The 17,229-nt window shown below is 64.4% G+C and carries 15 protein-coding genes and 1 pseudogene; 8 read left to right on the forward strand and 8 right to left on the reverse strand.

All coding sequences use genetic code 11. The annotated features are described in order from the left end of the window. Window positions 1–540, forward strand: a complete 540-nt coding sequence (locus Ga0080574_RS03985) for a 3'-5' exonuclease (protein WP_076695365.1) — start codon at window positions 1–3, stop codon at window positions 538–540. Window positions 541–701: 161 nt separating this feature from the next. Here the strand turns inward: Ga0080574_RS03985 and Ga0080574_RS25780 are convergent. After that, window positions 702–875 (reverse strand): annotated as a pseudogene (locus Ga0080574_RS25780) (helix-turn-helix domain-containing protein); the annotation flags it as partial. 1,170 nt (window positions 876–2,045) lie between these two features. Here Ga0080574_RS25780 and Ga0080574_RS03995 point away from each other — a divergent pair. The 6 genes from Ga0080574_RS03995 (at window position 2,046) to Ga0080574_RS04020 (ending at window position 9,637) form a co-directional block, all read left to right on the forward strand. Next, window positions 2,046–2,516 carry a hypothetical protein gene (locus Ga0080574_RS03995; RefSeq protein WP_076695367.1) on the forward strand — a complete coding sequence of 157 codons (471 nt, stop codon included), beginning with the start codon at window positions 2,046–2,048 and terminating at the stop codon, window positions 2,514–2,516. Window positions 2,517–2,591: 75 nt separating this feature from the next. Continuing rightward, complete coding sequence (locus tag Ga0080574_RS04000; RefSeq protein WP_076695369.1) at window positions 2,592–4,889, forward strand: hypothetical protein; 2,298 nt, start codon at window positions 2,592–2,594, stop codon at window positions 4,887–4,889. 81 nt (window positions 4,890–4,970) lie between these two features. Next, window positions 4,971–5,765 carry a hypothetical protein gene (locus tag Ga0080574_RS04005; RefSeq protein ID WP_076695371.1) on the forward strand — a complete coding sequence of 265 codons (795 nt, stop codon included), beginning with the start codon at window positions 4,971–4,973 and terminating at the stop codon, window positions 5,763–5,765. Between the two features lie 103 nt (window positions 5,766–5,868). Then, window positions 5,869–6,342, forward strand: coding sequence for a hypothetical protein (locus Ga0080574_RS04010; protein ID WP_076695373.1), 474 nt, complete (start codon window positions 5,869–5,871; stop codon window positions 6,340–6,342). Between the two features lie 65 nt (window positions 6,343–6,407). Beyond that, window positions 6,408–8,243 carry a site-specific integrase gene (locus Ga0080574_RS04015; protein ID WP_076695375.1) on the forward strand — a complete coding sequence of 612 codons (1,836 nt, stop codon included), beginning with the start codon at window positions 6,408–6,410 and terminating at the stop codon, window positions 8,241–8,243. After that, a complete protein-coding gene (locus Ga0080574_RS04020) occupies window positions 8,240–9,637 on the forward strand; it encodes a hypothetical protein (RefSeq protein ID WP_076695377.1) in 1,398 nt (465 codons plus the stop codon). Before Ga0080574_RS04015 ends, Ga0080574_RS04020 begins: the two co-directional genes overlap by 4 nt. 52 nt (window positions 9,638–9,689) lie before the next feature. On the opposite strand, the gene Ga0080574_RS04025 is transcribed toward Ga0080574_RS04020, so the two are convergent. The 4 genes from Ga0080574_RS04025 to Ga0080574_RS04040 form a co-directional block, all read right to left on the reverse strand. After that, window positions 9,690–10,532, reverse strand: coding sequence for a DUF305 domain-containing protein (locus tag Ga0080574_RS04025; RefSeq protein WP_076695379.1), 843 nt, complete (start codon window positions 10,530–10,532; stop codon window positions 9,690–9,692). Between the two features lie 97 nt (window positions 10,533–10,629). Beyond that, complete coding sequence (locus Ga0080574_RS04030) at window positions 10,630–11,250, reverse strand: class I SAM-dependent methyltransferase (protein WP_076695381.1); 621 nt, start codon at window positions 11,248–11,250, stop codon at window positions 10,630–10,632. Continuing rightward, window positions 11,247–11,672, reverse strand: a complete 426-nt coding sequence (gene cueR, locus Ga0080574_RS04035) for a Cu(I)-responsive transcriptional regulator (protein ID WP_076695383.1) — start codon at window positions 11,670–11,672, stop codon at window positions 11,247–11,249. Before cueR ends, Ga0080574_RS04030 begins: the two co-directional genes overlap by 4 nt. 13 nt (window positions 11,673–11,685) lie before the next feature. After that, window positions 11,686–14,196, reverse strand: a complete 2,511-nt coding sequence (locus Ga0080574_RS04040) for a heavy metal translocating P-type ATPase (protein WP_076705645.1) — start codon at window positions 14,194–14,196, stop codon at window positions 11,686–11,688. Between the two features lie 162 nt (window positions 14,197–14,358). On the opposite strand from Ga0080574_RS04040, the gene Ga0080574_RS04045 reads away from it, so the two are divergent. After that, window positions 14,359–14,559 (forward strand): heavy-metal-associated domain-containing protein, encoded by a 201-nt coding sequence (locus Ga0080574_RS04045; RefSeq protein WP_076695385.1) that lies wholly within the window; start codon window positions 14,359–14,361, stop codon window positions 14,557–14,559. A 40-nt stretch (window positions 14,560–14,599) separates the two neighbouring features. Here Ga0080574_RS04045 and Ga0080574_RS04050 read toward each other — a convergent pair whose 3' ends face one another. The 3 genes from Ga0080574_RS04050 to Ga0080574_RS04060 are packed head-to-tail and all read right to left on the reverse strand — an operon-like array spanning window position 14,600 to window position 17,188. Next, window positions 14,600–15,331 carry a DsbA family protein gene (locus Ga0080574_RS04050; protein WP_076695387.1) on the reverse strand — a complete coding sequence of 244 codons (732 nt, stop codon included), beginning with the start codon at window positions 15,329–15,331 and terminating at the stop codon, window positions 14,600–14,602. A gap of 1 nt (window position 15,332) precedes the next feature. Then, complete coding sequence (locus Ga0080574_RS04055) at window positions 15,333–15,800, reverse strand: c-type cytochrome (protein ID WP_076695389.1); 468 nt, start codon at window positions 15,798–15,800, stop codon at window positions 15,333–15,335. After that, a complete protein-coding gene (locus Ga0080574_RS04060; RefSeq protein WP_076695390.1) occupies window positions 15,797–17,188 on the reverse strand; it encodes a multicopper oxidase family protein in 1,392 nt (463 codons plus the stop codon). The genes Ga0080574_RS04055 and Ga0080574_RS04060 overlap by 4 nt, the downstream gene beginning before the upstream one ends. Between the last annotated feature and the right edge of the window lie 41 nt (window positions 17,189–17,229).

The following is a 17,229-nucleotide window of genomic DNA, read 5'->3' on the forward strand; positions in this document are numbered from 1 at the left end:
ATGGATGCTGCCGTAGAGAAATTCGCGATCCTGGACTTCGAGGCATCAAGCCTGTCGGGGGCCAGCTGGCCCATAGAAATCGGACTCTCGTGGCTCGAGCACGGAGAAGTGCGCACCTGGTCCTCCCTTATCCATCCGGCTCACGATTGGGAAATCGACGATTGGTCGCCGCAGAGCGCAGCGGTTCACGGCATTCCCCTGTCCGAGCTCACGGAGGCGCCCTCGGCAACAGAAGTGGCCGAAACCTTCTTCAAGGTCCTCGGAGGCCGCAGACTCGTCTCTGACGCCCCTGAGTTCGAGACACGATGGCTGGACCGCCTGCTCCGAGCTGCCGGGCGTGCAGAGAACCCTTCGGTCGAAGATTTCGACGGCGCATCTTTCGCGATGTTCGAGGGATACGCTCTGGACCTGCTCTACGAGACGGTGGAGCGACGCCCTGCCCCGCATCGGGCGGGGCCGGACAGCGCGCGTCTCGCTCGAGGCTGGCTGAAGGCGGCCGAGCATCAGGTGACATTTGTAATGGAAGGCAGGACCGCATGACCGAGATATTCACGACGGAGATCATCGTCGGGTGCGGCCTGCTCGGCGTCAGCGGCCTGGTGATGATCGCGAGTGTCATCATGTTGCGTCCACAGAGGGACGAGCGACCGAAGATCGACCTCGATGCATGTATCCGCGATGCGCCCTACCACCGGCTGGAGGGCACCGGGATCAAGCTTGCTCGACCGAGCCGGAACGTTGAACTTCGGCTCGATCGTCCCTGCTCTCAGATATTTCTTGATGGTGTTCCGCGACAGGCCGGTTCGGCGTGCGATCTCTCGGATCGGTAGCTTTTCCCGCAAGGCCATGCGGCGGATGACGTTCAAAAGTCCCATGTGGATCACTCCGGAATCCCTCGCTGCAAGCTGCGCCGCGGGGAGGGTCACATGGGTCAATTCTCAATGGAAATTACGCGCTCTCCCGGGTCAGTTCTGCGTGGAAATCAACAGCCAAGACCCAGCGCACCCGCCCGGGAGACAGCTCCGCCCTCAGCCTCCACTCTGCCGGATGAATGGCGGGGCCCCCGCAAGGGTTGGGGGCTGGGAGCCAGTTCGTCGACGGTTGAAACCACGCCGAATGGCGTGAGCCGGCCAGTCGGGGACGCCCTTACTCCGCCTTCTTCAGGGCCGTGTCAAAATGCCCCTCGACCGGAAGACGTCCACGAACCATAGGGCTATTCAAAAGGGGTCACTGCCCCGGAAACTGTCGATCAGCAGAGCCTACTGCTGCGCGCCGCAGCAGGCTTCACATCTCGACCCTCCCGAGACAGCAACCTTCTCAACTCCCGCGCAACAAAGGCGAGAGCCTTTGCTCGCACGTCTGCGAGCCAGCGCCGGACCGATCTCGCCAAGTCCTGCTCCAGCCATAGACCCTACTGCGCGCCGCAGAGCCTCGTCTGTTTCAGTTCCTGTCGAGGTGCACCCGACACGAAGAATACATTGGAACGTTCGCCTGAGAGAAAAAGCATCCGATCGGTTTTTCTTCAAGCGGGCGTCTGGTGCCTCCAAAGCTCCCCAAAATCCGCCGCTCTGCGGCTCTTTCAGGGGGATTCAGGATTCTCTTGATTCAGAGGCTGTTTCGTTTTGAAAAATCAGTAACTTAGAGCCTTCTCTGTCGCAATTTCCCCGCAAAATGACGCAGAAACCCCGCGAGATGACGATATTTCCCCGCGCCTTGACGCAAAAAACCCGCAAACTGACGACATTTTCCCGCGCGAAATAGCTGGAGTCGACGTCCGTCCTCGGCACGCAATCCTGGACGGGATCGTCAGCCGGTGACCAGGCGTTGTGGGGCCTTTCAGCTCTACTGTCATGGCCGGGTGATGACGGCTGCTTTTTTCTTCCCATGCTCAAAAGTTGCAGAAAAGTCCTTCGTCTGACCGGGCTCTGGCCAATCTCATGGTCACCGGCGGACAAGAGAACCACCACGAGACGGTCAGTAGCACAGGCCGAGCCCTTGCAGCGGCTGATCGCCGCAATCTCTCTAACTCGAGGAAAGGGAAAACCATGCGTCACCAGACTTCTCGCGTGTCCGTCATCGCCACCAATCTCACGGAGGACATCAGGATGGGCCAAGCCAGCGCGGCGGCGAGTTCCACAATCAAGGAGGACATGTCAGATCGCCTCCTGCGGGCACAGGAATTTTCACGCCGCGCAGCACAATGGCTCGTCCTGATCCGTTTTCGCGCGCATTCAGCCGCTCCGTCGTTTTCCTCGTGTACGTCCCACTACCACGTGCTTCTCGGCGCGGCTTCGTCGGACGCCGAGCGTCTGGCGAGCTGCCGGACGATGCTCATCTGCGTCCATCGTCAGATGGCCGTCGAGGAGCTGGCAGCGCAAGCGAAATTCGCAGTGGAGCGGCCGACCGATCCCTACGGTGCGGAGTGGAGGATCACAGGGCGTGGCGCCGTCCTGCACGTGATTGCCGACCTGCTCTCCGAGGCGATCCGAGCATTCGAGAGCGCTCTGGCCGAATGACCTGTTTTTCCTTGGCGGCCAGGGTGGTCGCCAAGGGCAATTTTTCGATCTCCAGAATGATCCCATCTGCTCCACATGACCCAATCGCACCCTTCCCTGAGCCTGGCCGATCTGCGGATGCGGATCGAAAGCGGCGCCGTGCAATCACCGGGTAGAACCTCTATTCTGGCGTTCCTCGACCTCGCCTGCAGCGCGATGGGACCAGAGACGTTTCACGACCCCGGGGTGCTGGCTTCAGAGGCGTCGTTCGCGGCCTCATTTCCGCGGATTCCGGACGACGATCTTGCAACGGCCTACGGCGACGCCGCCCTGTACGGCCGCTGCCGGGAGAGCCTGCTGCGGCACGCACGGCTGGCCGGGGCATGGCCCGATGAAGACCCCTACACGCTGCTGAATCAGCTTGCGCGGGAACGCCGTCTGCCTGGCGTGAACCGGAAACTGATGGAAGAGATGTTCCCTGGAACGATCTTGCGGGATGTGACGCGTGAACTGGCCATCGCGGCCGACTGCGATCTTCGTGATAGGAAGAGGAATGCCTTCCGGAATTCCTTTTCGACAATCGACAAGCTCAGAGGCGATCCGCGCGTTGTCGCGGCCGGGATCCTTTGCCCCGAGAAAATCGGCTGCTTCCCGGCTTATCGCGATGGCGACAGACACCGCATCGAGTTGCCGGCCGCGCTCGCGGCAGTTCGCGGACGACTTCCCGCCGGTCACGCCCTTCACGCCCGGCGCGCATTCGAACTTGCCGTGGATTTTGGGTTACTTTCAGAAGACGGGCCGAAGCCCGGCTGGTCGCTGAGCCTCGAGGATGCGACGAGATACCATGTCGCGGTAAGGCAGCAGATCTCCGCGAACACCGCGGCTCTCTATCTCCGGACGCTACTCTCGTTACTTCGATGCACCGACCCCGCGGCTGTGTCCGAAGATGTTACTGCGGACCGGGTCCGTCGACCCGAGCGCCATGACAAGCTCGCCGAACCTCGGAAACGAAAGACAAACAGAAAACTGGTCATTTTACCGACCGCGATGGAGGCAGAAGTTGCAGCCTTTGCGAAACACCGCTCGACCAGCCGACGGCGCGTGAAGGACTTACGCCGGCTGCTGCGAGACCTTCTGGACGCAGGCTTCGACATCGACAGTCCCACCTTTCTGCAGGACGCCGTGGCGTTCTTCGAGACCAGGGTCGAGGAACGTGCGGACCTCACTCGGCGCGACTACCGGACCGCCCTCCGCACGTTTCTGGCGCACACGCAACGGCTTTCTTCTTGGCAGGGCATGATCTCCCGCGCCAAGGGCACGATTGCGAGCGGCCCCGACATGCAGGGCCTGCTGTTGGTCAGGAAATATGCCGTATCTTCGGAGCCGCCGATACCGCCCGACAAGATCGACGTGGAGGTCGCACGGGGTTTTCTTTTGAAGGCTCAAGCATTCCGGGATGTCGCGAAATGTCTCGCTGGGCTCGCGGCTCTTGATGTCTTGCGCACCCAGTATCCGGAACTCTTGTCAGGACCAGCAATCGGCGACCAGCGCGACTGGCTTCGCCATCGCAGAGGCGAGATGCACACAGCCCTGGAGAACTCCTTGCGGTCGATCGCCGAAGCGGCGGGATACGGCGCATTTGGTGTGAAGGAGTTGATCACCGCGGCGCGGCGCCTGGTTGAGCTGACATCCGACAAAACGGTCTTCGAAGCCCAGATCGACGTCATTCCATGGCGTAACCTGATCGCGGCGGCTGCCGCGAGCCATCCAAGGGAAATGCTCCATTACCGCGCACCATTGCTGCGTCTGGCCGACCGGGTCAGCCGCGTATGGACGCCCGGATGGCAAAACCTCCAAGCCAGGCTCGTGGAGGCCGGCATCCCGCGCGCCGAGAACCCCGTCGACACGATGATGGATGTGGCAGGGAAATCGGCGCTCGAGCCTTGGCAGCTCGACCGAGAATGGGCATGGGTTCATGAGCGGTCGCTGCGTCCCGACCTGCGCCGGAAGTGGGTCCGAGCTATAGACAACTTCGATGCACTGCAATCAGTGCCGGAAATTGCCGGAGACGGTCTTCTGCCGCCCGAGAAACTCGGGCCGATGCCCCGGACCGGAGCCAGATTGAAGAACGCACATTTTCCGCTGCCGCGCAGGTTCGATGCCGCGCTTGAAGGCGAGACCAAGCAGGTTCTGGAAGCTGCGCATTTCGTCTGGCGCTGCTTGCGAGAGTTCGGGGATCATGCTCGAGGCGACGATCCTTCGACAGGTATGCTCGTGTCAGAGGAAGTCCTTGAGCGGATCATACGCGAGCAGTCCTTCATGACGCCCGCTTCGGCCCAACTTCACGTCGCGCGGATCCGCGACTGGCGCGAAAGCCGCTTTGGCCTGGTTTAGATTGGCGCCAACGGCGTCGGCGAAGAAATTCTTTCCGTCACTCTGTGCCTGGAACCATCTCCTGCAAAACAGGAGATGCCCATGCCGCCCTTCGCAAGACTTCACGCCGCGACACTCATCGATTTGAGTGTCTGGTCGAAGCTGTCGCGCAACGAAGTTCGCCGTTTTCTTGCCCGGTTCGAAATTGAACCGCTTGGTCGCAAGTACCCGATGCCGAGAGTTTATGAGCACCTGCTCGGCCTATCGCCATCGGGCCCCCTCGAAAACGACATGCTCGGCAGCGGCCTGGTACGTGTCGCGGACGTCGCGGAGTGGTTCGGTGTCTCCGGGGAGAATCTCCTTAACCAGCTGCGCGCGCCCGACAACCCCTACCCGCCACTCTACGCGTTTGGACCGAAGCGGAACCGCATGCTGAAGGCTCAGGTCGAGCAGCTGCTGGCGAGCCCCAGAAACACCTTTCATGACTTGGCGCCGATCCCCGGGCATGCCCTGCCCGCGACGCGCCTGGCGCGGCATCTCAAGGTCCCGCAAGCCCGGATCGACGCGATCCTCGCGGACGAGGGCGACCTGCCGGCCCGGATCATCAGCCATGGGCGCATCCGCTACATCGTTTCGGACGTGGTGCACAGGCTCGCATCCTCAGAAGAGAAACCCGCTTCGGAGGACGCTCTCCGGGCCGAAGAGACAAATATCGCCACCCCGAAGGCCGCGCCCTCCTCCACGGGCGGCACGTCTCGCGGCCTGTTCGCAGACACCACGGCACGTGCGGCCGCCCAGTCTGAAACGCAGCTCTCCTGCACAGGATCCGGCGCAAATGCACGCCGAGGCGATGGCCTGCACGGGGCGCCGGAAGAGGCGAAACTGTCGGGAACATAAGGCGTAGCTTAGTTCCCGGATATTTCGACTCGAGTGCACATTTTCGCTTCGTCTGCACGCCAAGCGACCAATCTCCTCAATGAACCAGATGAAAGGAAATCCAATGGTTCCCAAAACCAAATACCAAAGCCGCATCGTTACGAACCCGCTCGCCCAGGCGCCCTTCACGCTTCGGGAGGTGCTCGAGCACGAACCGGATCGGCGCCGACAGTCCGCCCTGCGCCGGCTCGAGAGCCTCCTCGACAGGCCCCTCGAGAAGATTCCCGCGGACATCGACTGGTTCGATGCGCACTTTCCGAGCGGCGGCTTCGACGGTGCCAAGGTACCCTGGACCAGTGCCCAAGCCTACCAAGCTTGGCGCAACGCCGTCCGCCGCGCCATCCGGCGGTACGTCTTCGCGCTCGGCACGTCCGTCATGCGGATCCGTCACGTCCAGGCGAGCCTTCTCTCCCGGACGAATGCGCCCCCCCACTCCCCGATCCCGGCAGCCCAGCTTCTCGGGCACACCGGCGTCAAGCGCACCAGGGCCCATTACGCGAATTTCCGCAAAACCGCAGCCGCACCTAAGTCCGACTGAGCCCCGAAATCGCGCGGCCATCCGGAACGGCGGCCGCGTTCCTACAACCCGACAAGGAATGCCGAATGGGTTTTTTCTCCACTGCCTCTCAGGCGGCCATGTCCGAGGTCGTGCCTACCTCAAAAACCATGCAGACGGTGTTCGACGAGACCGTCAATGAAACCGAACGCACCCGCATCGCGCGCGTGGGCGAGTTCTTCGACAAGCCACTTTCGATCCTGGATGGCGACGAGGTCGACCTCCTGGCCTGGTTCGACGCGAATTTTCCGTCGCTCAAGCAGATCGGTGCCGGACCGTTGCCGGGTGCAGGTCGGAACTTCTGGAAGTCGAAGGGCAGCTATGGCAAGTGGCGCGAGGTCGTCCGCCGCCGGATCAGGACCACCCTTGGTCTCGTCGCTGCGAAGATGGCATTGCGGGAGCGCATCGACGGCTGGACCCCTTTCCTGGCACTCCTGGAAGATCTCTCGAAAGACCACGGTCCGGTGCATCCCGGAACCTTTGGCTCGATCCGCACCTTTTCCGACCGCGCAAGAGCGGCCGGTATCGACCCGATTGACCTAACCCCTGACATCGTTCCGCCCTTCCTGGATCAAATGCCAGCCCACGAGCGAGACGCGTCGGCAACAGCTCTCAGAGCGCTTGCCCGCCACCGCGTCTTCCCGCAGATCGCAGCACATCTGCCACCGGACTTCGACACGGACTACCTCGTTCCGACGGCCCACACACCCGTGCCCGCCTCCGTGCGCAAGATGATCGCCGAGATGGTGGAAGCGGCACGCTACGACCAGCGCACCTATGATGATGTCTCCGAGAGTTGCACCGAGAATTTCAATCAGGAGACGGCCAAGACTTATTGCGCGGCCCTGGTCTCACTGGCCCGGGCCGCGCAGGACACCGGCGTTGTGGACCTGGCGTCGTTGAACTGTCTCGACTCGCTGTTCGAGACCCCGGTTCGCATCGCCGCCATCCGACATTGGATCGACCAGTCCGAAACGGATGCCGGGTTCAGTCTTCGGAGCGCCGCAGATTACGTCCGCATCGTCGCCCAAATCGGCAAGGCAAACGGCCTCAAGACCAAGAAGTGGCTGAAGAACTTGAAGAAGAATCCGCACCTGCAGGAGGGACATGCGTCGGGCGAGAAGATGTCCCCCAAAAACAGGACCTTCTGCGAGGACCTCATCCATAATCCAACCGATGTCCGGACCTTTCTCCGGCAGCACGTGCTCTACCAGGAACGAGCGAAGGACGTTCTCGCGACAGACAAGGCCCTCACCAAATCGCAGTTGCGTGCCGCGCGGCGTCTTTCGACCTGCGCCGCCTTCTCCGCGCTGGCAATCCGTGGCGCCGGCCTGCGGAAAGGCAGTGCGCTGGCTGCAGAGTGTAGCGGCACCGGGCAGAATTTTTTCCGCAAGGCGATGGGCGAGAACAAATTCTTCGAACTGAGGATCCCCATCAAGGACATGAAAGGCGAGTATGTTGAGCTGCCCCCCATCCACATCCGGGATGACAAGTATTGCGGCTATGAGGTGCTCGATTGGTATCTGAAAACGGCGCGGCCGCTCTTCGACTTCGCGAACAAGGACTATTGTAAAAAGAAAAAATGCGCGAGGGCTTCTCATCTGTTCGTTTCGGAGCGATCCGCGCGCCCCCTGTCCGGGTCCATGCTCTACAAATGGCTAACCCGAAGCAGCGCAGAGATCGGCCTGCCGATGTTCCCGCACAATTTCCGGCATGGCTTCGCAACGCTGCTGCTCGCGCGGAATTGGAGCAACCGAGGGCGGGCAGCCGCGTATCTCGGCTGCTCGGTCGGCGTGCTCGACACCTATTACGGGTGGATCGACAAGCGGCAGAAGCTCGAGGAAGTGCAGGATCTCCTGGCGGAGGCTCTGGCCGGAAAATGACCCGTCATGTCATCCTCGCAAAGCCGCACTGGCAACCCAACGCGGCTTCTCCCATCCTGCTGGGCATGCCGCTCGCGGAGTTGCAGGCACTCGACAGCCTGGTCGAGTTCATGATCGAACATGGCTGCGCGGAACTCACGCCGTCCGACTGCCGGGTCTGGGCTCGCCTCAATGACGGCGCCGCCGCCATCGGCAATGCCGTCGCGGCAATGATCAAGACCGACGGTCCCGAAGCCCTGCCGCTTGCGTCCCTGCGTGCGGCAGAACAGTCCCTGACCGCTTGCACGCGCTTCGCCGGAATCTCGCGTGAGCCGCGTCGCGACTATGAACGGACCATCTCACTCTATCCAGAAGACCTTCCGGCGGAATGGCAACAGCACCTGGCCCGGATCCGGGACCGCAGAGAAGATGGCGAAATCAAGCTGGTGCCGGATCTCTACGACCGCATGACCCGGAAGCTCTGCCAATACGGCTGGTATCTGCGGGAAAGCGGGCTGGCGCAGGACTTCGAAATAGCCTCGCTCCGAAAATTCTATACCTATGAGACGACGAGAATTTCCGCCCGGGGCGCGCCACTGAGCACCTCGACGATCATCGCGACATTCGCCGATCTCAGGGATTTCCTGCGGTTCTCGAAGGCCTACCCGAAGCCCTTAGTCAAGCAAATCGACAAGCTTCTCCAGAAGCTGCGGGACCGGGCCAGCGTGGAGACAGCGCAGAAGTTCGCGGCCCTCGCCGCGATTGATATCACGACCGTTCACCCTCGCGCCGCAGCAGTCCTCGCAGACGTGGCAAAGCAAACCAACCCGGCAAGGCGTGTCATCAAACGCAACAGAGCCATGGCGATCGCGGTGCCCCCGCTAACTCCGCTTCGCCGTGAATGGCATGATCTCAGGTTCGGTCGCGACCTGGTCTGGACCGAGGGCCGTTACCGCCTCCGGGACTACAAGTTGCGCAAGACGCGGCATCGTCCCGGTCGGGAGGAATACCCCGGTTCGGTTCATCCGAATGTGCAGCATTTCGTCGATGCCCGCCTGCTTCAGGATGATGACCCGAAATACCTTGACGCCCTGCGCGACGCGGCCGAGGAAGAAGAATGGCCGCTATTCATCCATCCAGATGGCACGCTCGTTGCTGAGAATTACGTGTCGCAGGTCTGGTCCTCGGAGTTCGGAACCGGCGCTCACATCTGCCGATCCATCGTCTATGACGTCGTGTTCGCGATCAGCGAGGACGCGACGCTGGCCGGTATGCTCATGAATGATCACACGTCGCAGCAGGCGCGCAAGAAATACACCGGTGACAGGGCAAAGCAGGCATCACTCGCAGCAGCCGGGAAAGAGATCGACGACATCTTCGACGAGTACAATGGATCACGTGGAGCCTCCGCGTGATACCGCAGCGCAGATTTTAGACGAGGCAGTCTGGGTGCCGTCGCGCTCGACGTCAGCCGCACGACCAGAAACCCCGGTAGCCTGCAGTCAGCCCCGCATCGAGGGCGAAGGTCAGTTCCGCATCACCCCGCCAGTCCGCCTCATCTCCGAGCGGTCGAACGCTGACCTCCATGCCATCCGAGGTGAAGCTGGGCTCGCCACCGGACGATTGCAGACCGACAAGAACACCGTTGAACTTGGTCACGGCTTCACCGTCCGGTCCGGTCCAAAGGATCGGGTCGGCCTCGGGACTGCGGTTGAAGCGGCATGCGCCCGGCGCATCGACGACCCGGTTCGCCTCCTCCTCGGGGAGCGGCGAAAGGTCGAGCTTGGAAATCAGGGTGTTGTTCAGGGCGTCCTCGACGCTGCCCGGTTCGGCGGCGGGGTCTTCGTAGATGTCGTTGACCACGTTGCCGCCGGAGACATCCGCGATCAGATGGCGCATCTGCGCGATCTCCTTGCGCTGCGCGGCGATGATCTCGTCGGCGAGCTTGCGCACGCGCGCGTCCTCGATCCCGGCCCGCTCCGACGTCATGACCGCGATGGAATGGTGCGGGATCATCGCGCGCATGTAGCTGGGCCCGCTGACGGTGACCTGGCTGCGAACCAGCCAGAGAGATCCGGCGAAGACGACCGCCGCGCCAAGAAAAATGGCGATGTTCAGCGCTTTGCTCGAATACATGGCCACCATGAAGGACAGCATCACGATGGCCATCGTTGCCCCCATCAGGATGGCCATGTAGGCGCGCGTCTCGGAGAAGAAGAGATGCTCCCACGCGTAGGTGTTCAGATACATCAGGATGAACATGATGATCGTCGAAGTCGCGATCATCAGACCGAACCGAATATAGGACATGTCGCCTCCTAAATTGCCGTAAATTGAGTGTGAAACAACACTCCCGCGCTGGAGGGTTCCCCTTGGCCAACCTCGGGCCGGGTCTGGGGCCGACGGCTCAAACCCGTCGGAGCACAGCGAACTCGAAGCTCTGGGTTCCCCCTCCCGGCGTCTCGTGCCTGTGCCTTCGCGTGTCCAGGAGCGAGAACTCAGGTGCGAAGAAGTCCAACAGATCGTCCGCAGACCAGCGCCTCACCGGCAGGCCGCTGCACCGCTCGGGGCCGTCTGGCGCGAAGGTGCCGATGATCGCCACGGACCCGGGCACGGTGGCCGCCAGCATCGCCCGGCGATAGGCCGCCTGGCCGGACTCCGACACGAGGAAGTGCATCACCGCCCGATCATGCCAGACATCCCAGTGACGGGCCGGCTTCCAAGTGGTGACATCGGCCACGATGAAACCGACCCGATCCGCCAAGGAGGCGAGGCGCTTTCTCGTCCGCGCGAGCGCCGCTTCGGAGATATCCAGGATCGACAGGTCGCGATAACCCGAGGCCAGGAGCGCTTCCGCAAGGCGCGAAGCCCCGCCGCCGATGTCGATAACCGATGCCGCCTTGCCGCCGCCGTGGCGCTCTATCAGCTCAAGGCTTGGCTGCGGCTCCGACTGGAACCAGGAGACGGCCCCTTCGTCGCGCGACTCGTAGACCTCATCCCAGTGCGCTCTGTCCCCGGTTCCCGTCATCGGACTCCCTCTGATGCGCCGACCGCCTCTTCCGGAACATCCTGCGCCAGGTCCTCCAGGATCGGGCAGTCGGGGCGGTCGTCCCCGGCGCAGCAGCTCACCAGTTCGGCCAGCGTCGCGCGCATCGACTGAAGCTGCGCGATCTTGTCGTCGATCTGGTGCAGGTGCTCTTCGGCGACGCGCTTGACCTGCCCGCTCTCGCGGCTCTCGTCCTCGTAGAGGGCGATCAGGGTGCGGCAGTCCTCGATGGTGAAGCCCAGCGCGCGGGCGCGGCCGAGGAAGGCCAGCTTGTGCAGGTCCTGTTCGCGGAACCGGCGATAGCCGTTCTCGCCGCGCTGCGGGCGGATCAGGCCGATCTCCTCGTAGTAGCGGATCGTCTTGGCGGGCAGGCCCGAGCGTTGGGCGACGTCTCCGATGTTCATGGCAGTCCTCCTTTCACTCTGCGGGCGCCTGTGCCGCGTGGGCGGCCGGGCGCGTGGCGGCGGTGCGCTCGTCCATGGCGGGCGCGATGCGGCGCAGGCGCAGCGCGTTGGTCAGCACGAAGACCGACGAAAGCGCCATGGCCCCGGCGGCCAGCATCGGCGAGAGCAGCAGGCCGAAGGCCGGGTAGAGCACGCCGGCCGCGACCGGGATCAGCGCGGTGTTGTAGCCGAAGGCCCAGAACAGGTTCTCGCGGATGTTGCGCATGGTGCGGGTCGAGACCTCGAAGGCGTTGACCACACCGCGCAGGTCGCCGGACATGAGCACCACGTCGGCGGACTCGATGGCGACGTCCGTGCCGGTGCCGATGGCGATGCCGACGTCGGCATGGGCCAGCGCGGGCGCGTCATTGATGCCGTCGCCGACGAAGGCGACCTGGCGGTGCCCCTCGCGCAGCTCGTCCAGCGCGGCGACCTTGCCGTCGGGCAGGACGCCCGCGATGACATGGTCGATGCCGGTCTCGCGCGCGATGGCCTCTGCCGTCTCGCGCTTGTCGCCGGTGATCATCGCGACGGTCAGGCCCTTGTCGTGCAGCGCGGCGATGGCCTCGCGGCTGGCAGGCTTCACGGGGTCGGCCACGCCGATGACCGCGGCGATGCGGCCGTCTATGGCGGCAAAGAGCGCGGTGCGGCCGCGGCTGGCAAGCTCGGTATCGCGCGCCGCGAGCGCGCCGGTCTCGATGCCCTCGCGGGCCATCAGGCGGTCGGCGCCGACCAGCACCTCGGCGCCGTCCACCGTGGCGCGGACGCCGTGGCCGGTGACGGAGGTGAAATCCGTGGCCTCGGCGCGCGGGGCGCCCTCTGCCCGGGCGGCGCGGACGACGGCCTCGGCGATGGGGTGCTCGGAGCGCGACTCGACCGCCGCGATCTTCGACAGCACGTCGGCCCGGTCGACCCCCTCGGCCAGCACGAGGTCGGTCATCTCGGGCCGTCCCTCGGTCACGGTGCCGGTCTTGTCGAGCGCCACGACGCCCACGGAGGCGAGCTGCTGCAGCGCGTCACCCTTGCGGAAGAGGACGCCCATCTCGGCGGCGCGGCCGGTGCCGACCATGATCGAGGTCGGCGTCGCGAGGCCCATGGCGCAGGGGCATGCGATGATGAGAACCGAGACCCCGGCCACCAGCGCCAGCGTCACCGCGGGCGACGGGCCGAAGACCAGCCAGACCAGCACGGTCAGCAGCGCCGCCGACATGACGGCGGGCACGAACCACAGGGTGATGCGGTCGACCAGCCCCTGGATCGGCAGCTTGGCGCCCTGCGCCTCCTCGACCATGCGGATGATCTGCGACAGCGTGGTGTCGGCGCCGACGCGGGTGGCGCGGAAGGTCAGGCTGCCCGCGCCGTTCACGGTGCCGCCGGTGATGGCGTCGCCAGGGCCCTTCTCGGCCGGGACCGGCTCGCCGGTGAGCATGCTTTCGTCGACGTGGCTGGAGCCCTCGGTGACCTCGCCGTCCACGGCAATACGCTCGCCCGGCCGCACGAGGACCATGTCGCCGGCGGAAAGATCGTCGACCGAGACCTCGACGCTTTCGCCGTCGCGCATGACGCGGGCGGTGCGGACCTGCAGGCCCAGCAGCTTGCGGATCGCCGCGCCGGTGCGGCCCTTGGCGCGCGCCTCGAGAAAGCGGCCGAGCAGGATCAGCACGACGATGACGGCGGCGGCCTCGAAGTAGACGGCGCGCACCGCCTCGGGGAGCAGCGCCGGAAGGAAGGTCGCCACGACCGAGTAGAGGTAGGCCGCCCCGGTGCCCACGGCGACGAGGCTGTTCATGTCGGGCGCGCCCTTGAGCAGCGCCGGGATGCCCTTGCGGTAGAACATGCGCCCGGGGCCCGCGAGGACCAGCGTGGTCAGCACGAACTGCAGCACCCAGCTGGTCTGCTGGCCGATGGTCGCGTCGATCCAGTGGTGCACGGCGGGAAGGACGTGCCCGCCCATCTCGACCAGGAAGACCGGCAGGGCGAGCGCGGCGGCGAGCGCCGTCTGGCGCAGGAGGCCGCGCGCCTCCTCTTCCTTGCGGGCGCCGCGGTCCTCGCCGCCGGAGGCCTCGGCCACCGTGGCGGGGTAGCCCATCTCGGCGCTGGCGGCGGTCAGGTCAGAGGGCGTGACCGCGCCCTCGGCGTAGGTGACCTTCGCGGTTTCCGAGGCGAGGTTCACGTTCACCTCGAGCACGCCCGGCACGGCCTCGAGCGCCTTGTCGACGCGACCCACGCAGGATGCGCAGGACATCGACTCGATGTTCAGCGTCACCGTCGCCCGGCGCGCCGGGTAGCCCAGGTCGTCGAGCGCCTCGACCGCTGCGCCTACACGCGCGGGATCGTCGACGGTCATGCGGGCGGTTTCCGAGGCGAGGTTGACCGAGACGTCATGGACCCCCTCCAGCGCCGCCAGGCCACGATCCACGCGCCCCACGCAGGAGGCGCAGGACATACCCCCGACGGAGAGAGTGACGGGCGTTGGTTCGGGCATGACGGCCTCCTTCATTCCTCTTGGCTGCCCCTCATGTGGGGCCTCCAGTCACTGGAAGGTCAAGCGTGCGGATGAATTTTCTTCGCGGTGACCGGCCCTCTTGACCTTCCACCCGCTGGAATCCTCATATCTGCGGCGAAGCAAACGCAAGGAGACGTCGCAATGCAATTCAATGTGCCCGACATGAGCTGCGGCCACTGCACGGCTGCCATCGAGAAATCGGTCAAGGCCGCCGACCCCGGCGCCGATGTCGCCTGCGACCTGGACACGCACCGGGTCAGCATCAACAGCGTCCTCGCGCCGGAGCAGGTGAGCGCGGCGATCAAGGACGCGGGCTACGACGCACAGCAGGTCAGCGCCTGACCATGGCCCGCGCCGGTCATCGCTGGCGCAGAGCTTACCGTCACTGCGAAGAATCGCGTGCCTCGCTCACCAGATCGGAGAGACGCTCTTTCTCGACGAAGCCGGGCACGAGCGCGTCGCCGATGACGAAGGACGGCGTCCCATTGAACCCGAGCGCCTGCGTCAGGCGCATCGAGGTTTCAATGTGCTCGGCAACTTCCTGGGCCTCCATGTCCTGTCTCAGTTGATCCAGGTCCAGCCCGACGTCTTCGGCGACACGCATGACTGAGGCTTCGTTCGCGCGGCCATCAATCGCCATCATCGCCCAGTGAAAGTCTTCGTATTTGCCTTGCGCACGGGCCGCGAGCGCCGCCTTGGCGGCAAAGACGGATCCTTCGCCGAGGATGGGCCATTCGCGGTAGACGAGCCGGACGTTCGGGTCTTCCTCGATCAGGGCCCGGATCTCCGGTTTTGCGCGGCGGCAATAGGGGCAGTTGTAGTCGAAGAACTCCACCACGGTCACATCGCCGTCCGGGTTGCCGAGCACGGGCGCGTTCGGATCATGCTCGATCAGGTCACGCTGGTTGCGCAGCACGTCCGACTGGTTCTGGGCCTGGGCATCCGCCTGCCGCTGTTCGAGCAGCGCGACCGCCTCCATGATGATCTCGGGGTTCTCGCGTATCGCCTCGAGGACCAGTTCCTTGACCCGCGCCTCGTCAAGCTCCTGGGAGAGCGCAGGCATCGGCAGCAGGGCTGCCATCGCCAGCGCAAGGATCGGTTTCTTCAGCGTCATTTCAGTTCGCTCCATTGTCCGCTTTCGTTCGTTCTGCCTGGGCTTGTTTCACGTCTTCGGGCCAGGTCGAGCGGATGTAACCCAGAATGTTTCGGATCTGTTGATCCGTCAGGCTGTCACCGAAACCCGGCATGCCACTGCCGAATTCCATGCCACGTTGCGCCATCAGGGCCTCTCCGCCCAGCTTGGTATAGTCGAACAGGACGCTGTCCGGGTGATGCCAGGTATGACCCGTCTCGTCATGCGGCGGCGCCGGCAGACGCCCATCGGGGCCGGGTGAGCGCCAGTCGGGCTGGCCCTCAAGCTCGGCTCCGTGGCAGGAGGCGCAGTTCTCGGCGTAGAGCGCCTTGCCTTCGGCGATGTCCACCGGCGCCGCAGAGGCATTCTCGGTCGTCCCCTGCCCGAGGACGAACCAGAAGCCCGCAGCCGCAAGAACCGCGAAGACTGTCCCGATGACAACGCCCCTCATGTGACCCGCACCCATGTCGTCATGCCCGAGGCCGCGTGACCGAGCATGTGGCAGTGGAACAGCCAGTCGCCGGGATTGTCGACGGTGAAGGCGATCTCGCGCGTCTCCCTGCCGCCAACAAGGATCGTGTCCCGAAGCGGTCCCAACGCGCCGTCCTCGGACACCTCTCGGAAATGCATGCCGTGCAGGTGCATGGCGTGGGGAAAAACGGTGTCGTTGACGATCTCCAGCAGCACGGTCTCGCCCAGCCCCAAGTCGGCCAGCGGCGTATCTGTCATCTCTGCCACGCCGTTGAATGCCCAGAACCGACCCGCGGCCGCCAATTCGCGGAAAGCCATGCGTTCGCCGTTCAGGATGGCGGAGTCCATGCGCCCCATCGCGCCGCCCGACATGACGAGCCGCAGCGGAGTCGCCCCGGCCAAGTCCGGCAGATCCATCTTCGGGTTCGGCGGCAGGGCCACGGGCGCCGCGCGCCGCGTCTGGCTGGCCGTGCCCGACACAGTGAAAACGACCTGCGAAAAATTCTCGGCATCGCCGACATGGACCAGGTCTGCCGTTTCCCCTTCTTCTGCCAAAACGTCGACGATCAGGTCCGTCCGCTGTGCCGGGCCAAGGACAAGGACATGCTCCACCGGGGCTGGCGTGGCGAGCGGCATCCCGTCCAGGGCCACGATCCAGCCCTCCAGCCCCGACAGCTTCAGCGGGAAAATCCGGGCGTTCGATGCGTTGATCAGTCGCAGGCGCAGCCGCTCGTGCCGTCGCACGGGCAGCGACAGGTTGTAACGCCCGTTGGTGGTGACGTAATTCCCGGTGCGTCCGCCGTGGCTCATCATCATGGGATGGTCGAAACTGTCGTCGATCTGGCCTGTCTCGGGGTTCAGCAACCAGTCGTCGAGAACGAGCACCTCTTCACGATCGACATCCGGCGCCCCGGCCTCCTCGACGATCAGCGGGCCATGCAGCCCGCGTGCCACCTGTTCCCAGGACCTGTTGTGCGCGTGATACCAGTAGGTCCCGGCATCCGGCGTCACGAAATCGTAGTCGAAGGTGCCGCCTGGCGCGACGGCGTCCTGCGTCAGGCCTGATACCCCGTCCATCGCATTGTCGATGCGGATCCCGTGCCAGTGGATCGAACTGGCCTGCGGCAGGTCGTTGACAAAGCGCCGGCGCAGGCGCTGGCCCTGCCCCACCCGGATCTCGCGTCCCGGGATGGTGCCGCCATAGCCCCAGACCTCGGTCTGCGGGTAACTGTCGGGCAGCAATTGAAGCCGAGCGACCTGAGCCGCGAGTTCGGGGATCTCCTCGGCGGCGAAGAGCCCCCGCGGGAGGCCCGCGCCAAGCCCAGCAAGTCCGGCCAGTTTCAGGGCATCACGCCTTGTGGGTGTCATCGGTTCATTCCTTTCAGAGCGGGGCCGATGGCCCCGCCGTT

This window comes from Salipiger abyssi, assembly GCF_001975705.1.
Lineage (GTDB): Bacteria > Pseudomonadota > Alphaproteobacteria > Rhodobacterales > Rhodobacteraceae > Salipiger > Salipiger abyssi.

Coding starts and splice junctions, on each gene's coding strand:
- Ga0080574_RS03985 (WP_076695365.1), top strand. CDS start 1: ATGGATGCTGCCGTAGAGAAATTCGCGATCCTGGACTTCGAGGCATCA.
- Ga0080574_RS03995 (WP_076695367.1), top strand. CDS start 2,046: ATGCGTCACCAGACTTCTCGCGTGTCCGTCATCGCCACCAATCTCACG.
- Ga0080574_RS04000 (WP_076695369.1), top strand. CDS start 2,592: ATGACCCAATCGCACCCTTCCCTGAGCCTGGCCGATCTGCGGATGCGG.
- Ga0080574_RS04005 (WP_076695371.1), top strand. CDS start 4,971: ATGCCGCCCTTCGCAAGACTTCACGCCGCGACACTCATCGATTTGAGT.
- Ga0080574_RS04010 (WP_076695373.1), top strand. CDS start 5,869: ATGGTTCCCAAAACCAAATACCAAAGCCGCATCGTTACGAACCCGCTC.
- Ga0080574_RS04015 (WP_076695375.1), top strand. CDS start 6,408: ATGGGTTTTTTCTCCACTGCCTCTCAGGCGGCCATGTCCGAGGTCGTG.
- Ga0080574_RS04020 (WP_076695377.1), top strand. CDS start 8,240: ATGACCCGTCATGTCATCCTCGCAAAGCCGCACTGGCAACCCAACGCG.
- Ga0080574_RS04025 (WP_076695379.1), bottom strand. CDS start 10,532: ATGTCCTATATTCGGTTCGGTCTGATGATCGCGACTTCGACGATCATC.
- Ga0080574_RS04030 (WP_076695381.1), bottom strand. CDS start 11,250: ATGACGGGAACCGGGGACAGAGCGCACTGGGATGAGGTCTACGAGTCG.
- cueR (WP_076695383.1), bottom strand. CDS start 11,672: ATGAACATCGGAGACGTCGCCCAACGCTCGGGCCTGCCCGCCAAGACG.
- Ga0080574_RS04040 (WP_076705645.1), bottom strand. CDS start 14,196: ATGCCCGAACCAACGCCCGTCACTCTCTCCGTCGGGGGTATGTCCTGC.
- Ga0080574_RS04045 (WP_076695385.1), top strand. CDS start 14,359: ATGCAATTCAATGTGCCCGACATGAGCTGCGGCCACTGCACGGCTGCC.
- Ga0080574_RS04050 (WP_076695387.1), bottom strand. CDS start 15,331: ATGACGCTGAAGAAACCGATCCTTGCGCTGGCGATGGCAGCCCTGCTG.
- Ga0080574_RS04055 (WP_076695389.1), bottom strand. CDS start 15,800: ATGAGGGGCGTTGTCATCGGGACAGTCTTCGCGGTTCTTGCGGCTGCG.
- Ga0080574_RS04060 (WP_076695390.1), bottom strand. CDS start 17,188: ATGACACCCACAAGGCGTGATGCCCTGAAACTGGCCGGACTTGCTGGG.